This window comes from Bacteroidota bacterium (assembly GCA_017303975.1).
Taxonomy (GTDB): domain Bacteria; phylum Bacteroidota; class Bacteroidia; order JAFLBG01; family JAFLBG01; genus JAFLBG01.
The window spans coordinates 44,641-65,466 of sequence record JAFLBG010000016.1 but is presented as its reverse complement, the minus strand read 5'-3'; the positions used below and the strand labels follow the sequence as shown (position 1 = coordinate 65,466).

Here is a 20,826-nt window from a genome sequence, read left to right as displayed (position 1 = left end):
CAACAGCCTCTTCTCAATCAAATAGTTGCTCTGGAACAGATGATGACGATGTTTGGTTTTCTTTTGTGGCAACAGCTACGGCACATAAAATTGAGCTTCTAAATGTTACTGGCTCTACCTCAGATTTGTATCATGTAGTATATGGCGGAACATGTGGCGCTCTTGGCTCTTCATTAGTTTGTAGTGACCCAAACAACAGTGTTGTTAGTGGTTTAACAATCGGAAACACTTACTACATTAGAGTTTACTCTTGGACCAGCACAACTGGACAAACAACATCTTTTAATGTGTGTGTGTCAACTATACCTCCACCACCAGCAAATGATGCATGTTCAGGAGCAATTCCAATTACAGTTTCTACAAGTACTACCTCTTGCACAAACACAACTGTAAATACATTTGGAGCAACTACAGAGTCGTATAATTCTTCCTTTTGGTCAAGCTCATACGATGATGGAGTGTGGTATAGCTTTGTGGCAGGTGCTAGCGGAGCTAGAATTACTGGATCTAACTTCTCTCCTTCCGGAACTATTGGCTGGAGTGTATTCAATGGAAGTTGCGGCTCTTTGATAGAAATTGCACAAAATGGGTTAAACTCCAATGCTCCAATTTGGGGATTAACTGTTGGTCAAACATATTACATATGCGCTTTCTATAATGGTACAGGAACAACTGGCACGTTTGACATGTGTGTTGTAAATACTACTGCATTAGGAGAAGAAGAAATTGATGCAAACGGCTTCTCTTTATATCCAAACCCTACTACCGGTACGTTTACGTTAAATTCTGCTGAGAATTTAAACAACGCTACTGTTACGGTGTTTGATATAAAAGGTCAAGTTGTGTATTCTGTAGTAAATTCTGTTTCTAACAAAGTAGAAATTGACTTGAGCGCTAATACTAACGGCATTTACTACGTGCAAATTAGCAATAACGACAATGTAATTACTAAAAAGATTGTAAAGCAATAACAGATTTATTTTGCAAGCGAAAGTCTTGGAATATAAACATTCTAAGGCTTTCGCTTTTTATGCAAATAAATGATACCTTTGGGCAAAATTTAAAACAAATTTCACATATGAAAAAAATCTACAAATTATTACTTGCAAGTGTTTTGCAACTATCTTTTTTAAGTGCATTTGCACAACCTTCAAATGACGAATGCTCTGGTGCTGTGGCATTATCTGTTGCAACCAATACAGCTTCATGCACTGTAACAACGGCAACTACCACAGCAGCCACACAATCTACAGTAGTAGCAACACTTTCCGGTTGTTGGTTTTCATCAAATGATGATGACGTTTGGTATTCATTTGTTGCAACTGCATCAAATATCGATGTTCAAATTTCAAATAGAAGTAACACTACAGAGGAAATTGGATACTCTTTGTTTTCTGGGTCTTGCTCTTCATTAACAGAGGTTAAGTGCGATAATTCACCTAACCTATTTAATTTCACCGGACTAACAATTGGTCAGACATATTATATGGCGGTGTTTTATTTAGGAACTTCTGTAAGAGGAACATTTGATGTTTGTGTTTATCAAGCACCACCACCACCGCCTGCTCCATCTAATGATGAGTGCTCTGGAGCTATTGCACTTTCTGTTGGTAGTGCTTGCACATCTCCTACAGTTGGGGATGTAGCAGGTGCAACACTATCTAACCCAACAGCATGTACAGGAACAGCCACTGATGATGTATGGTACTCATTTGTTGCAACAGCTGCTACAAATGGCATAAAAGTAACTGGCTCGTCTAGTTTTGATGCGGTAATTTCTCTTTATTCATCATGCGCATCCAATACAGAGATTAAGTGCGAAGACAATGATTTTAATCTTGGTGGAATTGAGTACCTAGTAGGCACAGGACTTACAATAGGCCAAACATATTTCGTTCGTGTGTACGACTATTATTCTGCAGCCCCAGCTACTACTACTTTCACTATTTGCGCCTCCGCTTCTGATCCTATGTCGATTGAAGATACTGATGCGAACGGCTTCTCGTTATATCCAAACCCAACTTCAGGAATGTTTACTTTAAATTCTATAGAGAATTTAAACAACGCTACTGTTACTGTGTTTGATATAAAAGGACAAGTTGTGTATTCTGTGGTAAATTCTGTTTCTAATAAATTAGAAATTGATTTAAACAACCATACAAATGGTGTGTATTACATACAGATAAACAATAACGACAATGTTATTACAAAGAAAATTGTAAAGCAGTAATAATTATAAAAGCATAAAAAAGAGGTGGTTCTTAATAAGAACCACCTCTTTTTTTTATGCAGGTTATCGTATTATATACTCGAGATTTTGGAAAAAAATTACTCCTTAAAATCATCATACAACAAATACTTTTTTCGTATTTGTTTGAATTTTTGCAGATCTCCCTCCCACGATTTTCTTATATTCTCTTCGGATACTCCATCTATTACTTGTTGCTTTAAAGTTGCGTTTCCTGCTAAAGAATTAAAATAATTATTAAAATATTTTTCCTTTTCTACGCTTAACTTGTAGCTTTCCATCAACCAAAATAAATTTATTTTTCTTGAGCTTACAGCAGTTGTATCGCTACGTAAATCATACCCGTAGCATTTTATGTTTTTATGCATGGGTTCTTTTGCTCCTTGGGTAGAAATCGGAGTAAAGCTAAATTTCATTTTCTTTAAACCCGGTTTACCAACTACTTGAAATGGAAAGTTTGTACCACGACCAACACTTACATTAGTACCTTCAAACAGAGCCAATGAGGGATATAAATAAATTGCAGTATTATTTGGCAAATTAGGAGAGGGCTTTATGGGCAGTTCATATAAATCGGAATGAGAATAATTAGTGAGTGGTATGACTATCAAATTACATTTCATTTTATTTGCCAGCCATTCTTCGCCATTAATCATTTTGGCATATTCTCCAATTGTCATACCATAAACAATAGGTACCGGATGCATGCCAACAAACGATTTATTCTTTTCTTCCAACACAGGACCATCAATATAAAAACCATTCGGGTTTGGTCTGTCTAATACAATAAGTTGCTTATTGTTTTCGGCACATGCCTCCATAACATAGTGTAATGTGGAGATATAGGTATAAAATCGAGCTCCGACATCTTGTATGTCAAACAAAACCACATCTACATCCTGTAAATCTGCTGCATTAGGTTTGTAGTTTTTCCCGTATAAAGAAACAATTGGAAGTCCGGTGCGCTTATCCTTTCCACTTTTTAAATGCTCTCCGGCATCTGCTACACCCCGGAATCCGTGTTCCGGAGCAAATATTTTTTTTACATTAATCCCTCTTGTAAGTAAACTATCTACTATATGGGTTTTATTTCCAATTACTCCGGTTTGATTAGTAACAATGGCTACAGCCGAATTGCGAATTAGTTGTAAATACGATTCGGTATTATCTGCTCCGGATAAAATTTCTGTAACTGTTTTACGCTGTTGTGCAAAAACAAGAATATTTAATTGAGCTAGTAATAAAAAAAGAAATCTCTTCTTTGAAATTAGAATGCGCATAATTTTCTGTAAACACAAATATAGTATTACGCTAACAAATACTATGCCCCGATAGTAGAATAATTAAATGAAATTAGATAGTAGATGCTTTTTCAATAAAGCGCACTAACTCTCTAAATAAGAAAATTTGGGATTCCTTTCAACTACTATTTTATAAGATTTACATTTCCTACAAATGAATGCTTGTAGCCCAAAACATCTTTCGCTGATATTTTATACACGTACACTTCTTGTTGCGAAACATCTGCTCCTCCGTTAGCTCTTCCATCCCAGCCTTCGCCCCACTGAGTAGTTTCCCAAATCAAATTGCCCCACCTATCAAATATTTCCAAAACATATTTTTCAAAACTTACTCCTACACCGTAAGGTAAAAAAACATCGTTTCTACCGTCATCATTCGGAGTAAAGGTATTGGGAATGTACAACAAAAAATCTGGCGTTATAGAAATCGTTAAGGTTGTACTATCCATACAACCATCGGAGTTTGCAACAAGCAGTGTTACATTATAATCTCCAATTTGATCGTACGAAAAAGTAGTATTCTGATTTGTAGAAGTAGAATGATTCCCATCCCCAAAGCTCCACAACCAGGTAGCAGCACCAACACTATTATCTGTAAATTGAACAAGTGGATCTAAAATACTTGTCGTTAAAGGAGTTGCAGTAAAATTGGCGGTAGGCTTTCCAACAACTTGTATATAATTATTTTTCGTTTGTGTAGCAGCGCATCCGTTTGCATCAATTAAAGTAAGCGAAACAGCGTATGCGCCTGAGGCAGAGTAACAGTGTGTTGGATTGTTCAAAGCAGAAGTATTGCCATCTCCAAAATCCCAATTCACATTTTGAGCAAAAGCGTTTACAATAGAAAAAACAACACAATGTTCCGGACATCCGCTGGTATCGTTAGCTGTAAAAGAAACCGGTGTTACAGAAAAATTATCTATCACACTTGTTGAAAAAGCAGTACACCCGTTATTATCAATTGCTACAACAGTAAGTGTTGTTAGGCCTGTTACAGTTAGCTGTAAATTTTGCCCTGTGAATGAATTATTCCAACTATACATATAAGTAGGGCTTCCTCCTGATGCCGTTGCAGAAATGCTTGTCTGTTGCCCGCTGCATACCATACTATTTCCCGAGATAGTTACCGTCAAAAGCGGTGGCTCAGAAATCAACACTGTAGATGTACTTGTACATCCATTGGCATCAGCAATAATTACGGAGTATGTTCCTGTTGTTAAACCAGCTATTTGCAAGAGCGAAAAACCGTTGCTCCATTGATAAGAGTATGAAGGAGTTCCGCCCAACACAAAGACATCCGCTGTTCCGTCAGAACCTCCATTACAGGTAACAGATGTTGAATTGATAGTAGTTGTTAACAAGGGTGGTTCAGAAATTGTAACAGAAATAAAATCGACACAACCCTGATTATCTTTTACCGTACAAGTATAAACCCCTGCGGATAGTGCCGACAGCTGCGGATTATTCGAGGAGGTGTTCCACGAATATTGATACGGAATACTTCCACCGGTGCCCACAACCTCTATGCTACCATTTGTACCACTGTAACATGAAACAGAATTAGTAGAAACAAGTTGTGCTGAAACGCCTGAATTATTTGACACATTAACGGTGGCTTGAACCAAACAATTAACACCTTCGGTAACTGTTACAGTGTAAAGACCCGCTACTAATGAGGTAGCTTGTGCATTGAATTGTGCATTACTCCACAAATATGTATATGCTCCTGAACCTCCAGATACTATAACCAGCGCAGAGCCATCCGCTTGATTGCAATTTGCATTTACAGAAGTTACACTTGCAGTTAGCGCACTATTTTGGGTTATGGAAACTGTATTAGAAATCGAACAAAGATTACCATCTGTTACAACTACAGAGTAAGTACCCACAGTTAAATTATTTACTTGTTGTAAAGTAGCGTTGGTGCTCCACAAATAGGTGTAGCTACCTGAGCCACCGCTAACAGTAGCCAACGCTGCACCAGTGCCTGAGCCTGTACAACCAATATTGGTAGCCGAAATTAGTGCACTTAAAGCGATAGGCTCTGCAACAGATGCACTAGCAAAAATTACACATCCACTACCATCATCAACTGTTACAGAATAAACTCCGGCTAAAATATTAGTAATGGATGCACCTGTAGATAAATTACTCCAAACATACGTATAGTTGCCACTTCCTCCGGATGCTTGAACAGAGGCATTTCCGGTACTACCACCATTACAAGAAACACTTGTAGTGGTTATGTTAACTGTTATTTGTGAATTTGATGTAACCGTTACAGATTTTGTAATACTACAACTATTCGCATCTAGCACTGTAACGGATACAACACCAACAGGGGCATTATTTATCGGATTACCAGTAGCACCATTACTCCAGTTGTATGTATAAGAGCCAACACCTCCAGAAACAGCAACAGATGCGGTTGTGACGGCAGCTCCACAAGCTACTGTATTTGCCCAAATTGTAGAATTAAGTTGAGTAGGTCCATTGACAGTACTTGTAGCTATGGCACTACAACCACCTCCATCGTTAACGGTTACAGAATAAACACCTATTGGAACTCCACTAATAGTTGAACTCGTAGCTAGATTGCTCCAAACATAGGTATATCCACCACTTCCTCCGGAAGGATTTGCAGAAACCGAACCATTACTTTGACTAAAACAAACTACCGAATTAGTTGTAAGCGATAGCCCCAACGTACTTACGGGTAAAATTACCGCAACAGCAGGGATATGACAATTTGCGCCCCCATCAATTACACTAACAGAATAAGTGCCAGGCCCAAGCCCACTAATACATTGTGTTGTTTCTCCTGTACTCCAGGTATAAGAATAAGGACCAACTCCACCACTTGCATTAACACAGGCTATTGCATTATTTCCACCGCTGCACGACAAACTGGTGGTTGTAACCGTTACCGTTAAATCGCCTGCTGCTTTTAGCATTACAGAGGTTTGTGTGGAGCAATTATTTGCATCTGTTACTACCAAAGAATAAGTCCCTTGTTTTAGATTACTTACTGCTTTTGTAGTAGCACCTGTATTCCAACTATATTTATAAGAACCGAAACCACCAGTTACAGAAGGCTCAAGCATTTGTGAACTTACAACGCAAACTGGCAAAGCAACAGTTGCTGACATGGCAGCAATGGGTGACTTTACGGTTATAAACGAATTGTAAGAAATTGAATCAGTAATATTTTTTGCAGTGACAACAAGCTTTACAGGATAACTGCCACTTGTGCTATAAGAAACTGAGGGATTCTTTAATGTAGAAAAAGAAGGAGAACCTCCCGGAAAATACCACTTATAAGAAATATTTCCATTATAAGCCCCCTTTGTAATGGCTTTGTAAGAAGTAGAACCCCCATTGCACAAATTAGTTTTACTTGCAGTAATTGTTAATGAATTTGTTTGAGTTGCAGCAATAGAGCTTCTATAAACTAGTGAATTTATTAATAGCAGAAAAAAGACAACTAAGCGTAAATGTTGCTTTATAAACATTTTAGGAGGATTGTCCTTTCAATTTACATTTTTTTTTAAAATTCTCAAAAAGAAATAGCTATGTTTAAGTGTTTGTTTAATTACTACTTTACTTGAATACAGCATTCTTCATAGCTAAGAAATTAATTTTCTCTTCATCCAAACAAGGGCAATTTTCTAAACCTATTATTCGTATTGCCAATATAGCTGTAGCACTAGGACTGGCAGTAATGATTATTACCGTTTCTATTGTTACCGGTTTTCAGCAAGCCATACGTGATAAGGTTGCCGGATTTGGAGCACATGTGCAAATAACAAATTTTGACGACAATAATTCCGGAGAGCCGCTCCCAATTGCTAGCAATCAAGCATTTTTAGAGGATTTGAAAAAACACCCTAACATCAAAAGCATTCAGCCTTTTATTGTAAAAAATGGAATTATTAAAACACAAGATGAAATAGAAGGTGTTGTTTTAAAAGGAGTAGACTCGTCTTACAACTGGAATTTTCTGCAAACCAATTTAACAGAAGGCAGATTACCCAATATTAGCAGCGATAGTATTTCAAAAGATATTCTAATTTCTAAAATTGTTGCGTCTCGACTACATCTTAAAATTGGAGATAAGTTGTTTATCTATTTTGTTACTCAAAAAAAAGATTACGAAAATTCCGATTCCGCTATTGTGCAATACGAGCAACGAATTCGAGATTTTAAAATTTGTGGCATTTTTGATACCGGTTTAGAAGACTTTGATAAAAAATCGGTTTGGGTTGATATACAACAACTGCAAAAAATAAATTACTGGCCGCCCAATCAGATTGCAGGCTTTGAAATACTGCTGCATACAATTGAAAATTTAAACCCTACCGCAGATTATATAAGTACAGAAATAGGACCTTTGTATTCTTCAAAAACAATTCAGCAAGCAAACCCAACAATATTTTCATGGCTAGACCTTCAAGACATGAATGCCATTATTGTAATAGCTCTCATGATAATTGTAGCCAGCATTAATATGATTGCCACGTTGCTTATACTTATACTCGAGCAAACCAATTTAATTGGTATTTTAAAAGCTATTGGAGCAAAAAATTTTACTATTCGAAAAATTTTTCTGTATCACGCTTTATACATTTTATTTGTTGGGATTTTGGCGGGAAACATTTTGGGTATTGGATTGTGTTTTCTGCAACAAAAATTTGAATTTTTAACCCTTGCTAAAGAAACCTATTATTTATCAGTTGTGCCTATAAATATTGACTTTGTATCTATTGGACTGCTAAATTTATTGATTGTAATTTGTTGCATACTTTTTCTAATTATCCCATCCTACATCATATCTAAAATATCGCCTATCAAATCTATAAAGTTTGAATAAACGGTTAGAAAATGTTTAGAATAGCCCAAAAAAAGCGCTAATTTTTCAATTTATTAACAAAAAAGTGTTGTGGTTGAATTTTGCAAAAAGCCTACTATATAGATAATCAATTCATTACGCTTTTCACCCACCCGCCAACTTGTTGAAAACTTGTTTATAAGCCCTAGAATAGGGTTTCTTTAGTCTAGATTTGTTAAATTTGTGCCTTATTCTAAAACCAAAAAAATGAACGAAATAGGCTTAAGAGGCAAAAATGCAACTGTGGCAGATTTAGGTTTAAAGCATGTTGCAGCGGCATATTGGAATTATACTCCAGCACAGTTAGTAGAGGAGACAATACTTAAAGGCGAAGGTTTTTTAACTGATACAGGCGCGTTGGCTATTGAAACTGGCGAATTTACAGGTCGCTCGCCTAAAGATAAGTTTCTTGTTTACGATACTATTACAAAAGATACTGTTTGGTGGGGGGATGTAAACTATAAATTTGATGCGGATAAATTTGATAAATTATATGACAAAGTAGCCGCTTATTTAAAGGATAAAGAAGTATATGTTAGAGATACATACGCTTGTGCTGATCCTAAATACAGATTGAATATTCGTGTAGTAACGGAGACTCCTTGGGCTAACTTATTTGCAAACAATTTATTTCTTCGCCCTACTAAAGCCGAAATTGAAAATTTTGTACCGGAATGGACAATACTTTGCGTACCTAGTTTTATGGCAAAGCCTGAATTAGATGGCACTAGACAGCATAATTTCGCTATCCTAAACATGACACGCAAGGTTATTTTAATTGGCGGAACAGGTTACACCGGAGAGATTAAAAAAGGAATATTTACATTACTAAATTATATTTTACCGCAAGACAAAGGTGTATTATCAATGCACTGCTCTGCGAATATTGGAAAAGATGGCGATACAGCCATTTTCTTTGGATTATCGGGCACAGGAAAAACAACACTTTCTGCCGACCCTAACAGAGGGTTGATAGGCGATGATGAACATGGTTGGGGAGACAATACTATTTTTAATTTTGAAGGAGGATGTTATGCAAAATGCGTAAATCTTTCGAAAGAAAAAGAACCCCAAATATTTGATGCCATAAAATTCGGTGCGTTAGTAGAAAACATAGAAGTGTTTGAAGGCACATCAACTGTAGATTACGACAACATTTCAAAAACAGAAAACACAAGAGCTGCATATCCAATAAACCATATTGGCAATGCGGTAGAACCTTCTGTTGGAGGAATTCCTAAAAATATTTTTTTCTTAACATGTGATGCATACGGTGTATTGCCTCCTATCTCTAAGCTTACAACCGGTCAGGCAATGTATCACTTTATTTCAGGTTATACAGCAAAAGTGGCAGGAACGGAAGTTGGGATTACAGAACCAACCTTAACGTTCTCGGCTTGTTTTGGGAAAGCATTTTTACCATTACATCCAACAAAATATGCCGAACTACTTGGTAAAAAATTAAAAGAAAACAAAGTAAATGTTTGGCTTATAAACACAGGATGGACAGGTGGTGCTTATGGTGTAGGAAGCAGAATAAAACTTTCTTATACAAGAGCATTAATTACTGCTGCATTAAATGGAGAGCTCGATAAAGTAAAATTTGAAACACTTCCAATATTTGGACTAAGTGTTCCAACAGCTTGTACAAACATCCCTGCAGAAATTTTAAACCCTAGAAATACCTGGAAAGATAAAGAAGCGTTTGATACCAAGGCAAATAGCTTGGCTGCTTCATTCATCAAAAATTTCGAGAATTTTGCAAGTGCTGCTAACGAAGAAATTATGGCTGCTGCTCCAAAAGTAGCGGTTAACGCATAGTTTTTAGCCTACAGAGTGCATTCTTACACAAAAAAGCCGACAAACCAGTGTTGTCGGCTTTTTTGTATCCATCAAATTTTTGGCAAAAAAACTTATGCAATACCATAATCTGCTCGCTGTGCGCTGCTAAACAAAGGGGATTCTCAATCAACTAAAACTAAATTAACCCCTTTCAACTTCTTTTTTTCTCCATCCTTTATAGCTGTTATGCTTTCAATATAAATTTTTGCAGGATGTTCTTTTGCATTTAATAGATTCTTCATGTCTTGTGTCAATTTATTATCCTTAGACTGAAGAAGGTTTAACTGCTCTTTATAAATACAAGAAAAATCAAATGAAATTATCTTATAGGTAGAATCGGATGCAAGCAAAGAGCAGTCATTAAGGAGTTCTGAAACCTTAACTGTGGCTCCATCTTTATATCCTGCTACTGTTGCATATACTTGTGCTTGAGTTGTGCTTGTGATTAACAAACATGTTGCTAATACACAAAAAGAAATAAATTTATTTTTCATGGTTTGACGTTTTGGTTTACTTTAATCTACGCTCAAAAAAAAGTAAAATCAAGGTGTATTTACAAAAAAAAAACACAATATGTCTTCGGCTTTTCCGTTTGGCGCAACGGCAAAAAGCAACGGAAAAGAGCACATAAATGAGTAGTTAATTCTAATGTACAAATTCTATCAAGCTCTATTTGTACGAACAATTCTATCTCACAAAAACTTTACCTTTTACAAATATTATTTTGTAACTTATAATAAACCAAAAAAAATAGAGATGGGACTATTTGACAAAATAAAAGGCGAATTCATTGATATTATTGAATGGGTTGATGACCAAAACGATGTATTAGTTTGGAAATTCCCACGCTATCAAAATGAAATAAAAATGAATGCGAAACTTACTGTTCGCGAAAGCCAGTTAGCCGTATTTATGAATGAAGGGAAATTTGCCGACACTTTTGGTCCCGGCTTGCATACGTTAACAACGCAAAATATGCCTATTATGACAACCTTAAAAGGTTGGAAATACGGGTTTGACAGTCCGTTTAAGGCTGATGTATTTTATGTAAGCACCAAGCAATTCGCTAATTTAAAATGGGGAACAAAAAACCCAATTACACTAAATGATGCTCGCTTTGGATTTGTTGAATTTAGAGCCTTTGGTAATTACAGCATTCAAATTAGTGATGCTATAAAATTTTTGAAAGAAATTTCCGGAACTAATACTACCTACGAAACATCTCTTATTCAGGATCAGATACGAACATGGGTTGTAAGAAAGGCTACTGATGCACTTGGAGAAAGCAATATTCCTATAGAAAAAGTAGCAGGCAATATTGACGAGCTTTCCGATCTGCTTAAGGAAAAAATTTCTCCTATGCTTGATGTTTATGGCTTAAAACTTACTGATTTTAATATTGAAAATATATCCTTACCGGACGACCTAAAAAAAGAAATTTTCAAGTACAGTCGTTTAGATAAGATAGATATGCAAAAACTCACCCAATTTAATGCAGCTAACAGCATTGAACTAGCAGCCCAAAACGAAGGTGGAACTGCCGGAGCGGGCGTAGGAATGGGTATTGGACTAGGCGTAGGAAACATGATGGCAAATGCCATGAACCAAAATTTACAATCCAACAACAATCAACAAAATAACTCAGGAGTAAATAAAACACCACCACCACCACCTGATGGAATTCAATACTTTGTTTCCTTAAATGGCCAACAAAATGGACCAATGAGTTTATCTCAACTCACACAACTTGTTCAACAAGGAAACATAAAAAAGGAAACTTTTATTTGGAAAACCGGAATGGAAAACTGGATTGCTGCTGAAAAGTTTGACGAGTTAAAATCAATCTTTACCAGCATTCCGCCTGTTCCGCCTCCAATAGGATAAAAGATTTCCCAAATGGAATCAACAGAAAAAAATACCGATTTGATTGGCAATACTATTAAATGTAAAGGCTGCGGCTCGGCATTGACATACAACATCAAATCCGGTGAATTAAAGTGTATACATTGCGGAACAACCAATAGCATACGTTCCGAAAACGAAGCGGTTATTATTCATGAAAATGATTACGAAAAATTTATTTCGGAAAATGAAATCCCTTCTAATCTCAAACAAAAAGTACATGTTGTAAAATGTAATTCATGTGGCGCAAGTACAGATTTAAAGCCAAATGTAACGGCCGACAATTGCGCATTTTGTGGCTCACCAATTGTGATAAACAATGCTACCGATTGTGAGATCATAAAACCTTCCTATCTGCTTCCATTTAAAATAGAGTCCTCAGAAGCTAGTGTTCGTTTTAAAAAATGGCTTAAAGGTAAAATCTTTGCTCCATCCGGAATTGTTGAGCTGGCTCAAAAGAAGCAATTGCAAGGCATATACATTCCCTATTGGACTTTTGATAGTCATACCAAAACTAATTATACCGGACAAAAAGGAATCAATAGAACAGTATTCTATACTACTACTGAAAATGGAAAGACTGTTCAACGAAGCAGAACTGTAACCGATTGGTACCCATGTAGCGGCTACGTTGAAAATTTATTTGATGACACATTGGTTGTTGCCAGCACTTCGCTTCCAGTTGGGTACGCCAATAACCTAGAGCCATGGGATTTGCAAAATTTGGTAGTATACGATGAAAAGTATATTAGTGGTTTTAAATCCGAACAATATCAAATTGATTTAAAATCAGGATTCGAAAATGGAAAAGCAAAAATGAAAGTTGCAATTGAAAGCACTGTAAGAAGTGATATTGGTGGCGATAGTCAGCGCATTTCAACTATGGATATAAATTATACAGATATAAAATTCAAACACTTACTATTACCCATTTGGATTAGCGGTTACAGATACAACAACAAGCTATACACCTTTTTGGTGAATGGCAGAACTGGAGAAGTGCAAGGGGATTATCCTTTAAGCATAATAAAAGTTACACTTGCTGTAATTTTTTTCATAACTCTAATTTGGCTACTGTACACAACATTTGGCACCGAATAAATTTCAGATACACCCAAAAACAAAGAGGGCTGCAATATGCAGCCCTCTTTGTTTTTTATTAAATTTATTATTTTACGCCATTACTTCCTTCTCTACCACAGCAAATTCTTTTTTGAAAGAATCTACTAAGTCTAATTTTTCCCAACCAAATGTATCGTAGTTTTTACCGTTTACTTGTATAGTTTCAGGAGTACGGCCCATATGACCATATGCTGCGGTGTTTGCGTAAATTGGATTTTTCAAACCAAATCTTTTTACAATAGCACTCGGACGCATATCTACTAATTTTGCTACACGTGCAGCAATTTCTCCATCAGTTAATTTTTTACCTTCTGCATTTCTTACTTTACATGTATCGTAGGTATTTACATACAAACCTACCGGTTGTGCAACGCCAATTGCGTATGCTACTTGCACCAATACTTCGTCAGCAACGCCTGCAGCCACTAAATTCTTTGCGATGTGTCTAGTTGCATACGCAGCAGATCTATCTACTTTAGATGAATCTTTTCCAGAGAAAGCTCCTCCTCCATGTGCACCACGACCACCATACGTATCTACAATAATCTTACGACCTGTCAATCCGGTATCGCCATGAGGCCCACCAATCACAAACTTACCTGTTGGATTTACATGGTATTTTATTTCTTCGCCAAATAATTTTCTAACTCTGCCCGGTACTAATTTTTTAATACGAGGAATTAAAATATTTATAACATCGTCCTTAATTTTTGCTTGCATGTTAGCTTCCGAATCAAAGTCGTCATGCTGAGTAGAAAGGACAATAGTTTCAATCTTTTCAGGTTTACCTTTATCAGAATATTGAATTGTTACTTGCGATTTTGCATCTGGGCGCAAATACTTCATTTTTTTTCCTTCTCTTCTTATTGCAGCTAATTCTTTTAATAATAAGTGAGACAACTCCAATGGCAATGGCATGTAGTTGTCTGTTTCACGACATGCATAACCAAACATCATGCCTTGATCTCCAGCCCCTTGCTCTTCATCCTTTGAACGCTCAACACCTTGATTAATATCAGAAGATTGCTCATGCAACACATTTATAACACCACAAGAAACTGCATCAAATTGGTATTCAGATTTTGTATAGCCAATTTTAGCAATTACATCGCGCGCAATTTTTTGAACATCTACTTTAGCTTTAGCTGTTTCATTACATTTTATTTCTCCGCCAATAACTACCAATCCGGTTGTAACAAAAGTTTCGCATGCTACTTTCGCATTCGAATCGTGCGTTAAAAACGCATCAATAATTGCATCTGAAATTTGATCGGCAACTTTATCCGGGTGCCCTTCTGATACCGACTCTGAAGTAAATAAGTATGACATAGTAGTTTGTTTGATTAAGGGACAAAAATACAACTTTTGTGCTAAAAAACGATTTTTCGGATCGTAAAATCAAACAATTAAAGACATTTATTCGCTTTTTTGCCATTTTTTTCGTAAATTAAGTGATCCCCCTTTATTTTAACGGAAGCTATTTTTTATACTAAAACAGCCTTTTTATGATTAAACATTTTGTTAGCCTCGGCTTTATGCTGGCTTTTGTAGTTGCCTTTTCACAAAACACCACCTCCTCCCTTTCTGCTTCCAAAGAAGATTTTTACAAAAACATAGAACAGCAAAAAAAAGATGGCGTGCATAAGCGCAGAGTAAACCACTCTGTAAAAAGATTTAAGCGTTGGGAGTCGTTCCAAAAAGGTAGAATTGCTGAAGATGCCGGATTTTATGACCCTTCTATTCTATTTTCAGAATACAAAAAAAACAAACTTTCCGTAAATAAGAACAGTGCTACAGGCAACTGGTCATCACTAGGTCCTTCAAATGTTGAGTTGTTTAATTTTTCGAATTACCCTGGAATTGGACGCGTGAATGGCATTTTCTTTCACCCATCCGATTCAAATACATTTTGGGTAGGCACACCTGATGGAGGCTTGTGGCAAACCACAAATGGCGGGCAAACTTGGAGCTGTAATACCGATTTACTGCCCAATTTGGGTATTTCGGACATGGCAATAAACCCCCAAAATCCAAACACGATGTACGTTGCAACAGGCGACAAATATGGATATGTAGGATCATCCAGTGGCTTTTGGGGCGGAACATATAGTTCGGGTATATTAAAATCTACCGATGGTGGTAATACCTGGAATACGTCAGGCTTATCTTATTCTTTTAACAACCTACGACAGATACATAGGTTGTTAATGCATCCCACAGACACTTCAACTTTATTTGCTGCAACTACCAATGGATTAATGAAAACCGTAAATGCCGGGGCTACTTGGGTATCTAAATCGGGCGGACTATTTTATGATATCGAATTTAATGTTACCAATCCGGCTAGAATGTATGCCTCCGGACAACACGACATTTATTTATCAACAGACACCGGAAATACATGGACAAAGGTTGCAGCCAACGCTTGTGGAGGCTCAAGACTTTCTTTGGCTACTACCGCTGCAGATTCAACTATTGTGTATGCACTTTGCGGAGATGTAAATGGAGAGGTTTTTAAATCGACCAATGCAGGAAGCAGTTACAGTTCTTTATCCAATGCTACTATTTACTTTGATGTATATACAACCGTTTTAGAGGCATCTCCTACAAATAAAAATGTAGTATTTGTAGGAGATTATGAAATGCAAAAATCTACCAATGGGGCCAATTCATGGATTACGCTTGCGAATGACGGCTCTAACAATGATTATATACACGTAGATTATCATGATATAAAATTTGCTCCATGGAATAGCAATGTTTTATTTGCTTGTACAGATGGAGGTGTTTACAAAAGTGCCGATGGAGGTGCTACTTGGCTTGACTTAAGTAACGGGCTTGCTATTACACAAATGTATCGGTTAGGTGGCACACAAGGAAATGTAGATTATATGCTTTGTGGGGCACAAGATAATGGCACGTATCTTTACCGTAATGGCTCTTGGAGCCATATCCCATTAGGAGATGGCATGGATTGCGCTTTTGACCCCAACGACACTTCAATATATTATGTTTCTTACCAAAATAGCGGCATGTACGACTCTTGGGGAAATGACATATCGTACAATCAAGGATGCACTACTTGCCCTTGGGTTACAACTATTGTAACTAATCCACAAAAAACCTCAACAATATATACCCTTACAGATGATTTGGGTTACTCAACAGACTATGGTCAAAGTTGGAATTGGATTAGCGTGCCAACAGGGAACGAACTTACACACCTAGTTATTTCTCCGCAAGACACCAATATTATTTACACATTTACAGATAAGCGCATTTACAAAACCATTAATTACGGCAGCTCGTGGACAGATGTAACAGGAAACTTACCAACTTCGGGAGTAAACATTACCGGTATTACAATAAGTGATGTAAACCCAAATCATGTTTGGATTTCGTTTGGTGGATTTAATGCATCAAAAAAGGCATATTATTCAAGTGCCGGAGGAGCTACATGGACAAGTATCTCCACAGGCATTCCGAACATTCCTGTAAATTGTATTCTACACCAAAATGGTGCAAACGATGTGCTTTATGCAGGAACTGACCTAGGCGTATATTACAAAGACAACACGATGTCTAGCTGGATGCCCTATAACACAGGACTTCCGAATGTAATTGTAAACGAAATGGAAATTCAATATGGCCTAGGGAAGCTAAGGGCTGCTACATTTGGCAGAGGATTGTGGGAAACAAGCTTACATAATTACCAACCACCCAATGGAATAATGGAGCAAACAAGCGCAATCAACAATCTGCAAGTATATCCGAATCCTGTTTCCGGAAATATGCTAAATGGCAACTACTATACATCTAAAGAAACAACAGCAACAATTACTTTATATAACAGCATGGGGCAAACTATAAAATCAATAAAAACCGACACGAAGCCAGGAATCAATTATTTCAACATGGATTTTACGGGATTAGCAAAGGGGGCTTATGTTGCAGAAGTAAAAACTCCGTATGGTATAAAACGAGAAAATATAATCCGATAAACCTTGCTACTATTTTTTACAAATAAAAGTAGCGTTGAATTGCCAAGTGAAACACCGGGTAAGACTGCACAAACGATTGTTTGTATAGGGGAAGGCCAACGGTAAAATCAATACGCATATTTGATTTAATAATTTTTTGAATGCCTAGATGCACATCTACATAGTTATTGGCAAGCATTCCGGGATTTGAAATTTTAGCCATTTCTCTGTCTTGAATAATTATAAGTTGTTCGTAAGATCTACCTTGAAACTCTACATAGACATTGTAGTTGGTTTCATTATAATCGCTGTACTTTTTAGGAAAAATTAAGTACCCAAATGATAGGTTATAAATAAGTGTTCTGCCATAAATAAGTTCTGTTTTAACAGCTGGGCTATACGAAGTAGGATACGCATCTTCTTGATATTTCTTTGGGAAAGCAGCTCCGGTAGTTAATGATACAGCTAGTTTTTTATGCAGCAACGTAAATAAAAAACCTCCACCATAACCACCATTATCCTCCATCAAATCAGTTTCAGCCTCATCGTGCGCAGTTTTCACTAATGAGTACTCTCCATACACAGCAGCTCTAAAATGCGTGCCATCGCCATCTATTGTTAAATATCTGTATTTACTATAAAAATGAAAGCCTCCAAATCTATATGGATAAGACTTGCCCAAATTTATTTTATTGGTATAAAAAATAGTTTGGTTGCCTATGTGTGTATGTGTAATTAAATCTCTCGGAAGTTGTTTATCATGATGATTGGAGGCTGTTGCATTTACCAAAAGAGTAAGTTTAGGTGTTATGCCATACATAAGTCGCAAACCACCCATATTTCTTGGCTGACCAGCCTGCTTATAATTTTCGGCAAACAGACGTACTCCCAAAACTCCTTTAGGAACATTGCTAGCAGGCTCTGACAACGGATACAACTCTTGAGAAAATGCATGGTTAGTTAAAAGGGCAAAAAACAGAAATATAATTCTGCAGAAGTATCCCATAAATTTATTTATACGTTTCATTCTCAAAATGTAGCTATATAAATATTCTCCAAGGCTTTACCCTTGTTTCTTAATTCAGTTACTTTAACTTTCCATTTTTTATACTCCTTGGCACTCGTAAAATCTTTGTCCAAAAAAACAATTTCTCTCTCTCCCGATAATTTATCCTTTGAAACATCAACAAACAAGATGGTAAGATTGTTGGAATTATAGATAAAATCATCTATAAACTTTCCTTCGTTAAAATTAATTTTTGCTTTTACATGTCGCACCGAAAACCCTGCATCTACAACCTTTTGAGCCAATGCGTGAAAATCTACAACAACATCGGGCACCAATTGTATTTGAGCTGTTTTGGAATTCAAATCCATTTGCAAATCTTTTACAAAATCTAATTTGCGTATAGACCGCTCTGTTCCATAGGAACAGGCTGAACAAGTAAGTCCATTTATACCTATATTTACAGATACAATTTGAGCATACAGTGAATTTACAAACACATATACTACAAATAAAAAATAAAATCCAATCTTCTTCATACGCACCTCAATTTACGCAAATTAGCCCTAAAAGCCTATTAGTATCAGCTATTACTTTCTTGCTATTAGCTGTAAAAGTGCTAAATGCAACACAACTATCCAATGACACAAATCAGTGTGGTTACACAAAACGTGCATTAAACGCTATTCAACAGAGTAATTCTACTACACAAACAAGCAAATACGATGTAGTATATACAAAACTTAATCTTTGGCTAAACCCCGACACTAATTACATAAACGGCTATGCATCGCATTATATTATAGCCTTACAGAATTTAGATACATTGGTTTTTGACTTTTCGGACTCGCTGTCAATTGATAGTATTATCTACCATCATGTATCAACCAACTATATTCGGGCAAACAATACAATTAGTATCCCTATTGGAAATAAAATTACAACGGGCACACTTGATTCGATAAAAATTTACTATTCCGGAGCACCTGCAAAAACAGGGTTTGGTTCATTTAATAGATCGCAACATAATGGTACAAATATTTTATGGACGCTCTCTGAACCTTTTGGCGCAAAAGATTGGTGGCCATGTAAAATTAGCTTATCAGACAAAATTGATTCGATGGATATTGTAATTACAACACCATCTTATTATCGTGCTGCTTCTAACGGATTACTGGTAGCAGAAACTACAATCGGAAACCAAACAACATCACACTGGAAAACCAACTACCCTATAGAGCCTTATTTAGTGGGAATATCAATAACCAACTACACTATTTACTACAACTACTATATCAAAAATTCCGACACGCTAAAAATTTGGAATTACGTATATCCCGAAAACATTACTACTGCGCAACAAGAAACAGCTGAAATTGTAAAACACCTGCATCTTTTTGACAGCTTACTAATTCCCTATCCATTTGGCAAAGAAAAATATGGACATGCTCAATTTAACTGGGGAGGAGGAATTGAACACCAAACAATGAGCTTTGTTTCAAGCTTTAACAAATCTTTATTAGCGCACGAACTGGCTCATCAATGGTTTGGAGATATGATTACTTGCGCTAGCTGGGAAGACATCTGGCTAAACGAAGGATTTGCAACCTACTTGGAAGGGCTTACACAACAATACATTTACAAACAAAATTGGATGCTTTGGAAAAAAAACAAAATCAATTCCATAATTTCTTTGCCGGATGGAAGTGTAATGTGCAACGACACTACTGATATAAACAGAATATTTAGTGGCAGAATGAGCTATTCTAAGGGGGCGTATTTGTTACACATGACAAGGTGGGTGTTAGGAGATTCTATTTTTTTTAAATCGCTAAAAAATTATCTTACTGATACTTTATTAAAATATAAATACGCCAAAACCTCACAATTGATAGCGCATTTCGAAGAAACAAGCGGAAAAAACTTGCAAACATTTTTTAATCAATGGTATTACCAAGAAGGGCACCCAAGCTATACTGTTAGCTGGGGTTTTGCAGATGAAACACTTACGCTGCTTATTAACCAAACAACTTCACATACATCCATTTCTTTTTTTGAAATGCCTGTACCTATCTACATTAAAGGAGTTGCAGGCAAAGACACACTGCTTATACTTAACAATACGTACTCCGGACAAAAATTTGAAGTACCACTATCTTTCATTCCTAAAGAAATAATTTTTGATCCTGATTTATGGATACTATCCGCAAACAATAAAGTGCAGCGAATTAGTGAATTAAACAATGACGACAACAGAATACTAGTTTATCCTAATCCTGCAAAAAATGAAATTACAATTGAACTAGTAAATTTTTATAAACCCATTGATCAAATTGAATTAATCAATATTTTAGGACAAAAGGTATTTAGAAGCGCTTTCCCAGGTGTAAACAACACGGTAATTATACCTATTGACAATATAGACAAGGGCTCGTATTATTTAAGGGTGCTAACTGCAACAAACCATGCAATAAAAAAAATTATAAAGTATTAAATAAAAAAACGGGGTGTTAAATAATAACACCCCGTTTTCTATT

Annotated in this window: 14 protein-coding genes; 8 read left to right on the top strand and 6 right to left on the bottom strand. The window is 36.4% G+C overall.

The window, feature by feature from the left end; genetic code table 11:
- Both J0M08_07425 and J0M08_07420 read left to right on the top strand, forming a co-directional pair.
- Positions 1-971 (top strand): T9SS type A sorting domain-containing protein (locus J0M08_07425; GenBank protein ID MBN8702879.1); only part of this gene is annotated, 971 nt, incomplete at its 5' end.
- Positions 972-1,078: 107 nt separating this feature from the next.
- Positions 1,079-2,230, top strand: coding sequence for a T9SS type A sorting domain-containing protein (locus tag J0M08_07420; GenBank protein MBN8702878.1), 1,152 nt, complete (start codon positions 1,079-1,081; stop codon positions 2,228-2,230).
- A 98-nt stretch (positions 2,231-2,328) separates the two neighbouring features.
- Here J0M08_07420 and J0M08_07415 read toward each other — a convergent pair whose 3' ends face one another.
- Together J0M08_07415 and J0M08_07410 are read right to left on the bottom strand one after the other, a co-directional pair.
- A complete protein-coding gene (locus J0M08_07415) occupies positions 2,329-3,528 on the bottom strand; it encodes a DUF1343 domain-containing protein (GenBank protein MBN8702877.1) in 1,200 nt (399 codons plus the stop codon).
- A gap of 146 nt (positions 3,529-3,674) precedes the next feature.
- Positions 3,675-7,061, bottom strand: a complete 3,387-nt coding sequence (locus tag J0M08_07410) for a gliding motility-associated C-terminal domain-containing protein (protein ID MBN8702876.1) — start codon at positions 7,059-7,061, stop codon at positions 3,675-3,677.
- Positions 7,062-7,153: 92 nt separating this feature from the next.
- On the opposite strand from J0M08_07410, the gene J0M08_07405 reads away from it, so the two are divergent.
- Complete coding sequence (locus J0M08_07405; GenBank protein MBN8702875.1) at positions 7,154-8,419, top strand: ABC transporter permease; 1,266 nt, start codon at positions 7,154-7,156, stop codon at positions 8,417-8,419.
- 225 nt (positions 8,420-8,644) lie between these two features.
- Entirely contained in the window at positions 8,645-10,258 is a 1,614-nt protein-coding gene (pckA, locus tag J0M08_07400; GenBank protein MBN8702874.1) for a phosphoenolpyruvate carboxykinase (ATP), read from the top strand.
- A gap of 143 nt (positions 10,259-10,401) precedes the next feature.
- Here the strand turns inward: pckA and J0M08_07395 are convergent, their stop codons facing one another.
- Positions 10,402-10,773 (bottom strand): hypothetical protein, encoded by a 372-nt coding sequence (locus J0M08_07395; GenBank protein MBN8702873.1) that lies wholly within the window; start codon positions 10,771-10,773, stop codon positions 10,402-10,404.
- 262 nt (positions 10,774-11,035) lie between these two features.
- On the opposite strand from J0M08_07395, the gene J0M08_07390 reads away from it, so the two are divergent.
- Entirely contained in the window at positions 11,036-12,163 is a 1,128-nt protein-coding gene (locus J0M08_07390) for an SPFH domain-containing protein (protein MBN8702872.1), read from the top strand.
- Between the two features lie 12 nt (positions 12,164-12,175).
- Entirely contained in the window at positions 12,176-13,282 is a 1,107-nt protein-coding gene (locus J0M08_07385; GenBank protein MBN8702871.1) for a hypothetical protein, read from the top strand.
- Positions 13,283-13,354: 72 nt separating this feature from the next.
- On the opposite strand, the gene J0M08_07380 is transcribed toward J0M08_07385, so the two are convergent.
- Positions 13,355-14,632: a methionine adenosyltransferase gene (locus J0M08_07380; protein MBN8702870.1), complete on the bottom strand. Its 1,278-nt coding sequence runs from the start codon at positions 14,630-14,632 to the stop codon at positions 13,355-13,357.
- Positions 14,633-14,808: 176 nt separating this feature from the next.
- On the opposite strand from J0M08_07380, the gene J0M08_07375 reads away from it, so the two are divergent.
- A complete protein-coding gene (locus J0M08_07375; GenBank protein MBN8702869.1) occupies positions 14,809-17,304 on the top strand; it encodes a T9SS type A sorting domain-containing protein in 2,496 nt (831 codons plus the stop codon).
- 16 nt (positions 17,305-17,320) lie between these two features.
- On the opposite strand, the gene J0M08_07370 is transcribed toward J0M08_07375, so the two are convergent.
- Both J0M08_07370 and J0M08_07365 read right to left on the bottom strand, forming a co-directional pair.
- Positions 17,321-18,310: a hypothetical protein gene (locus J0M08_07370; GenBank protein MBN8702868.1), complete on the bottom strand. Its 990-nt coding sequence runs from the start codon at positions 18,308-18,310 to the stop codon at positions 17,321-17,323.
- A 2-nt stretch (positions 18,311-18,312) separates the two neighbouring features.
- Positions 18,313-18,828, bottom strand: a complete 516-nt coding sequence (locus tag J0M08_07365; protein MBN8702867.1) for a heavy-metal-associated domain-containing protein — start codon at positions 18,826-18,828, stop codon at positions 18,313-18,315.
- Positions 18,829-18,887: 59 nt separating this feature from the next.
- Between J0M08_07365 and J0M08_07360 the strand changes: the two genes are divergently transcribed.
- The gene (locus J0M08_07360; GenBank protein ID MBN8702866.1) at positions 18,888-20,783 is read left to right on the top strand and encodes a T9SS type A sorting domain-containing protein; all 1,896 of its coding nucleotides are present in this window, start codon (positions 18,888-18,890) and stop codon (positions 20,781-20,783) included.
- Positions 20,784-20,826 lie beyond the last annotated feature (43 nt).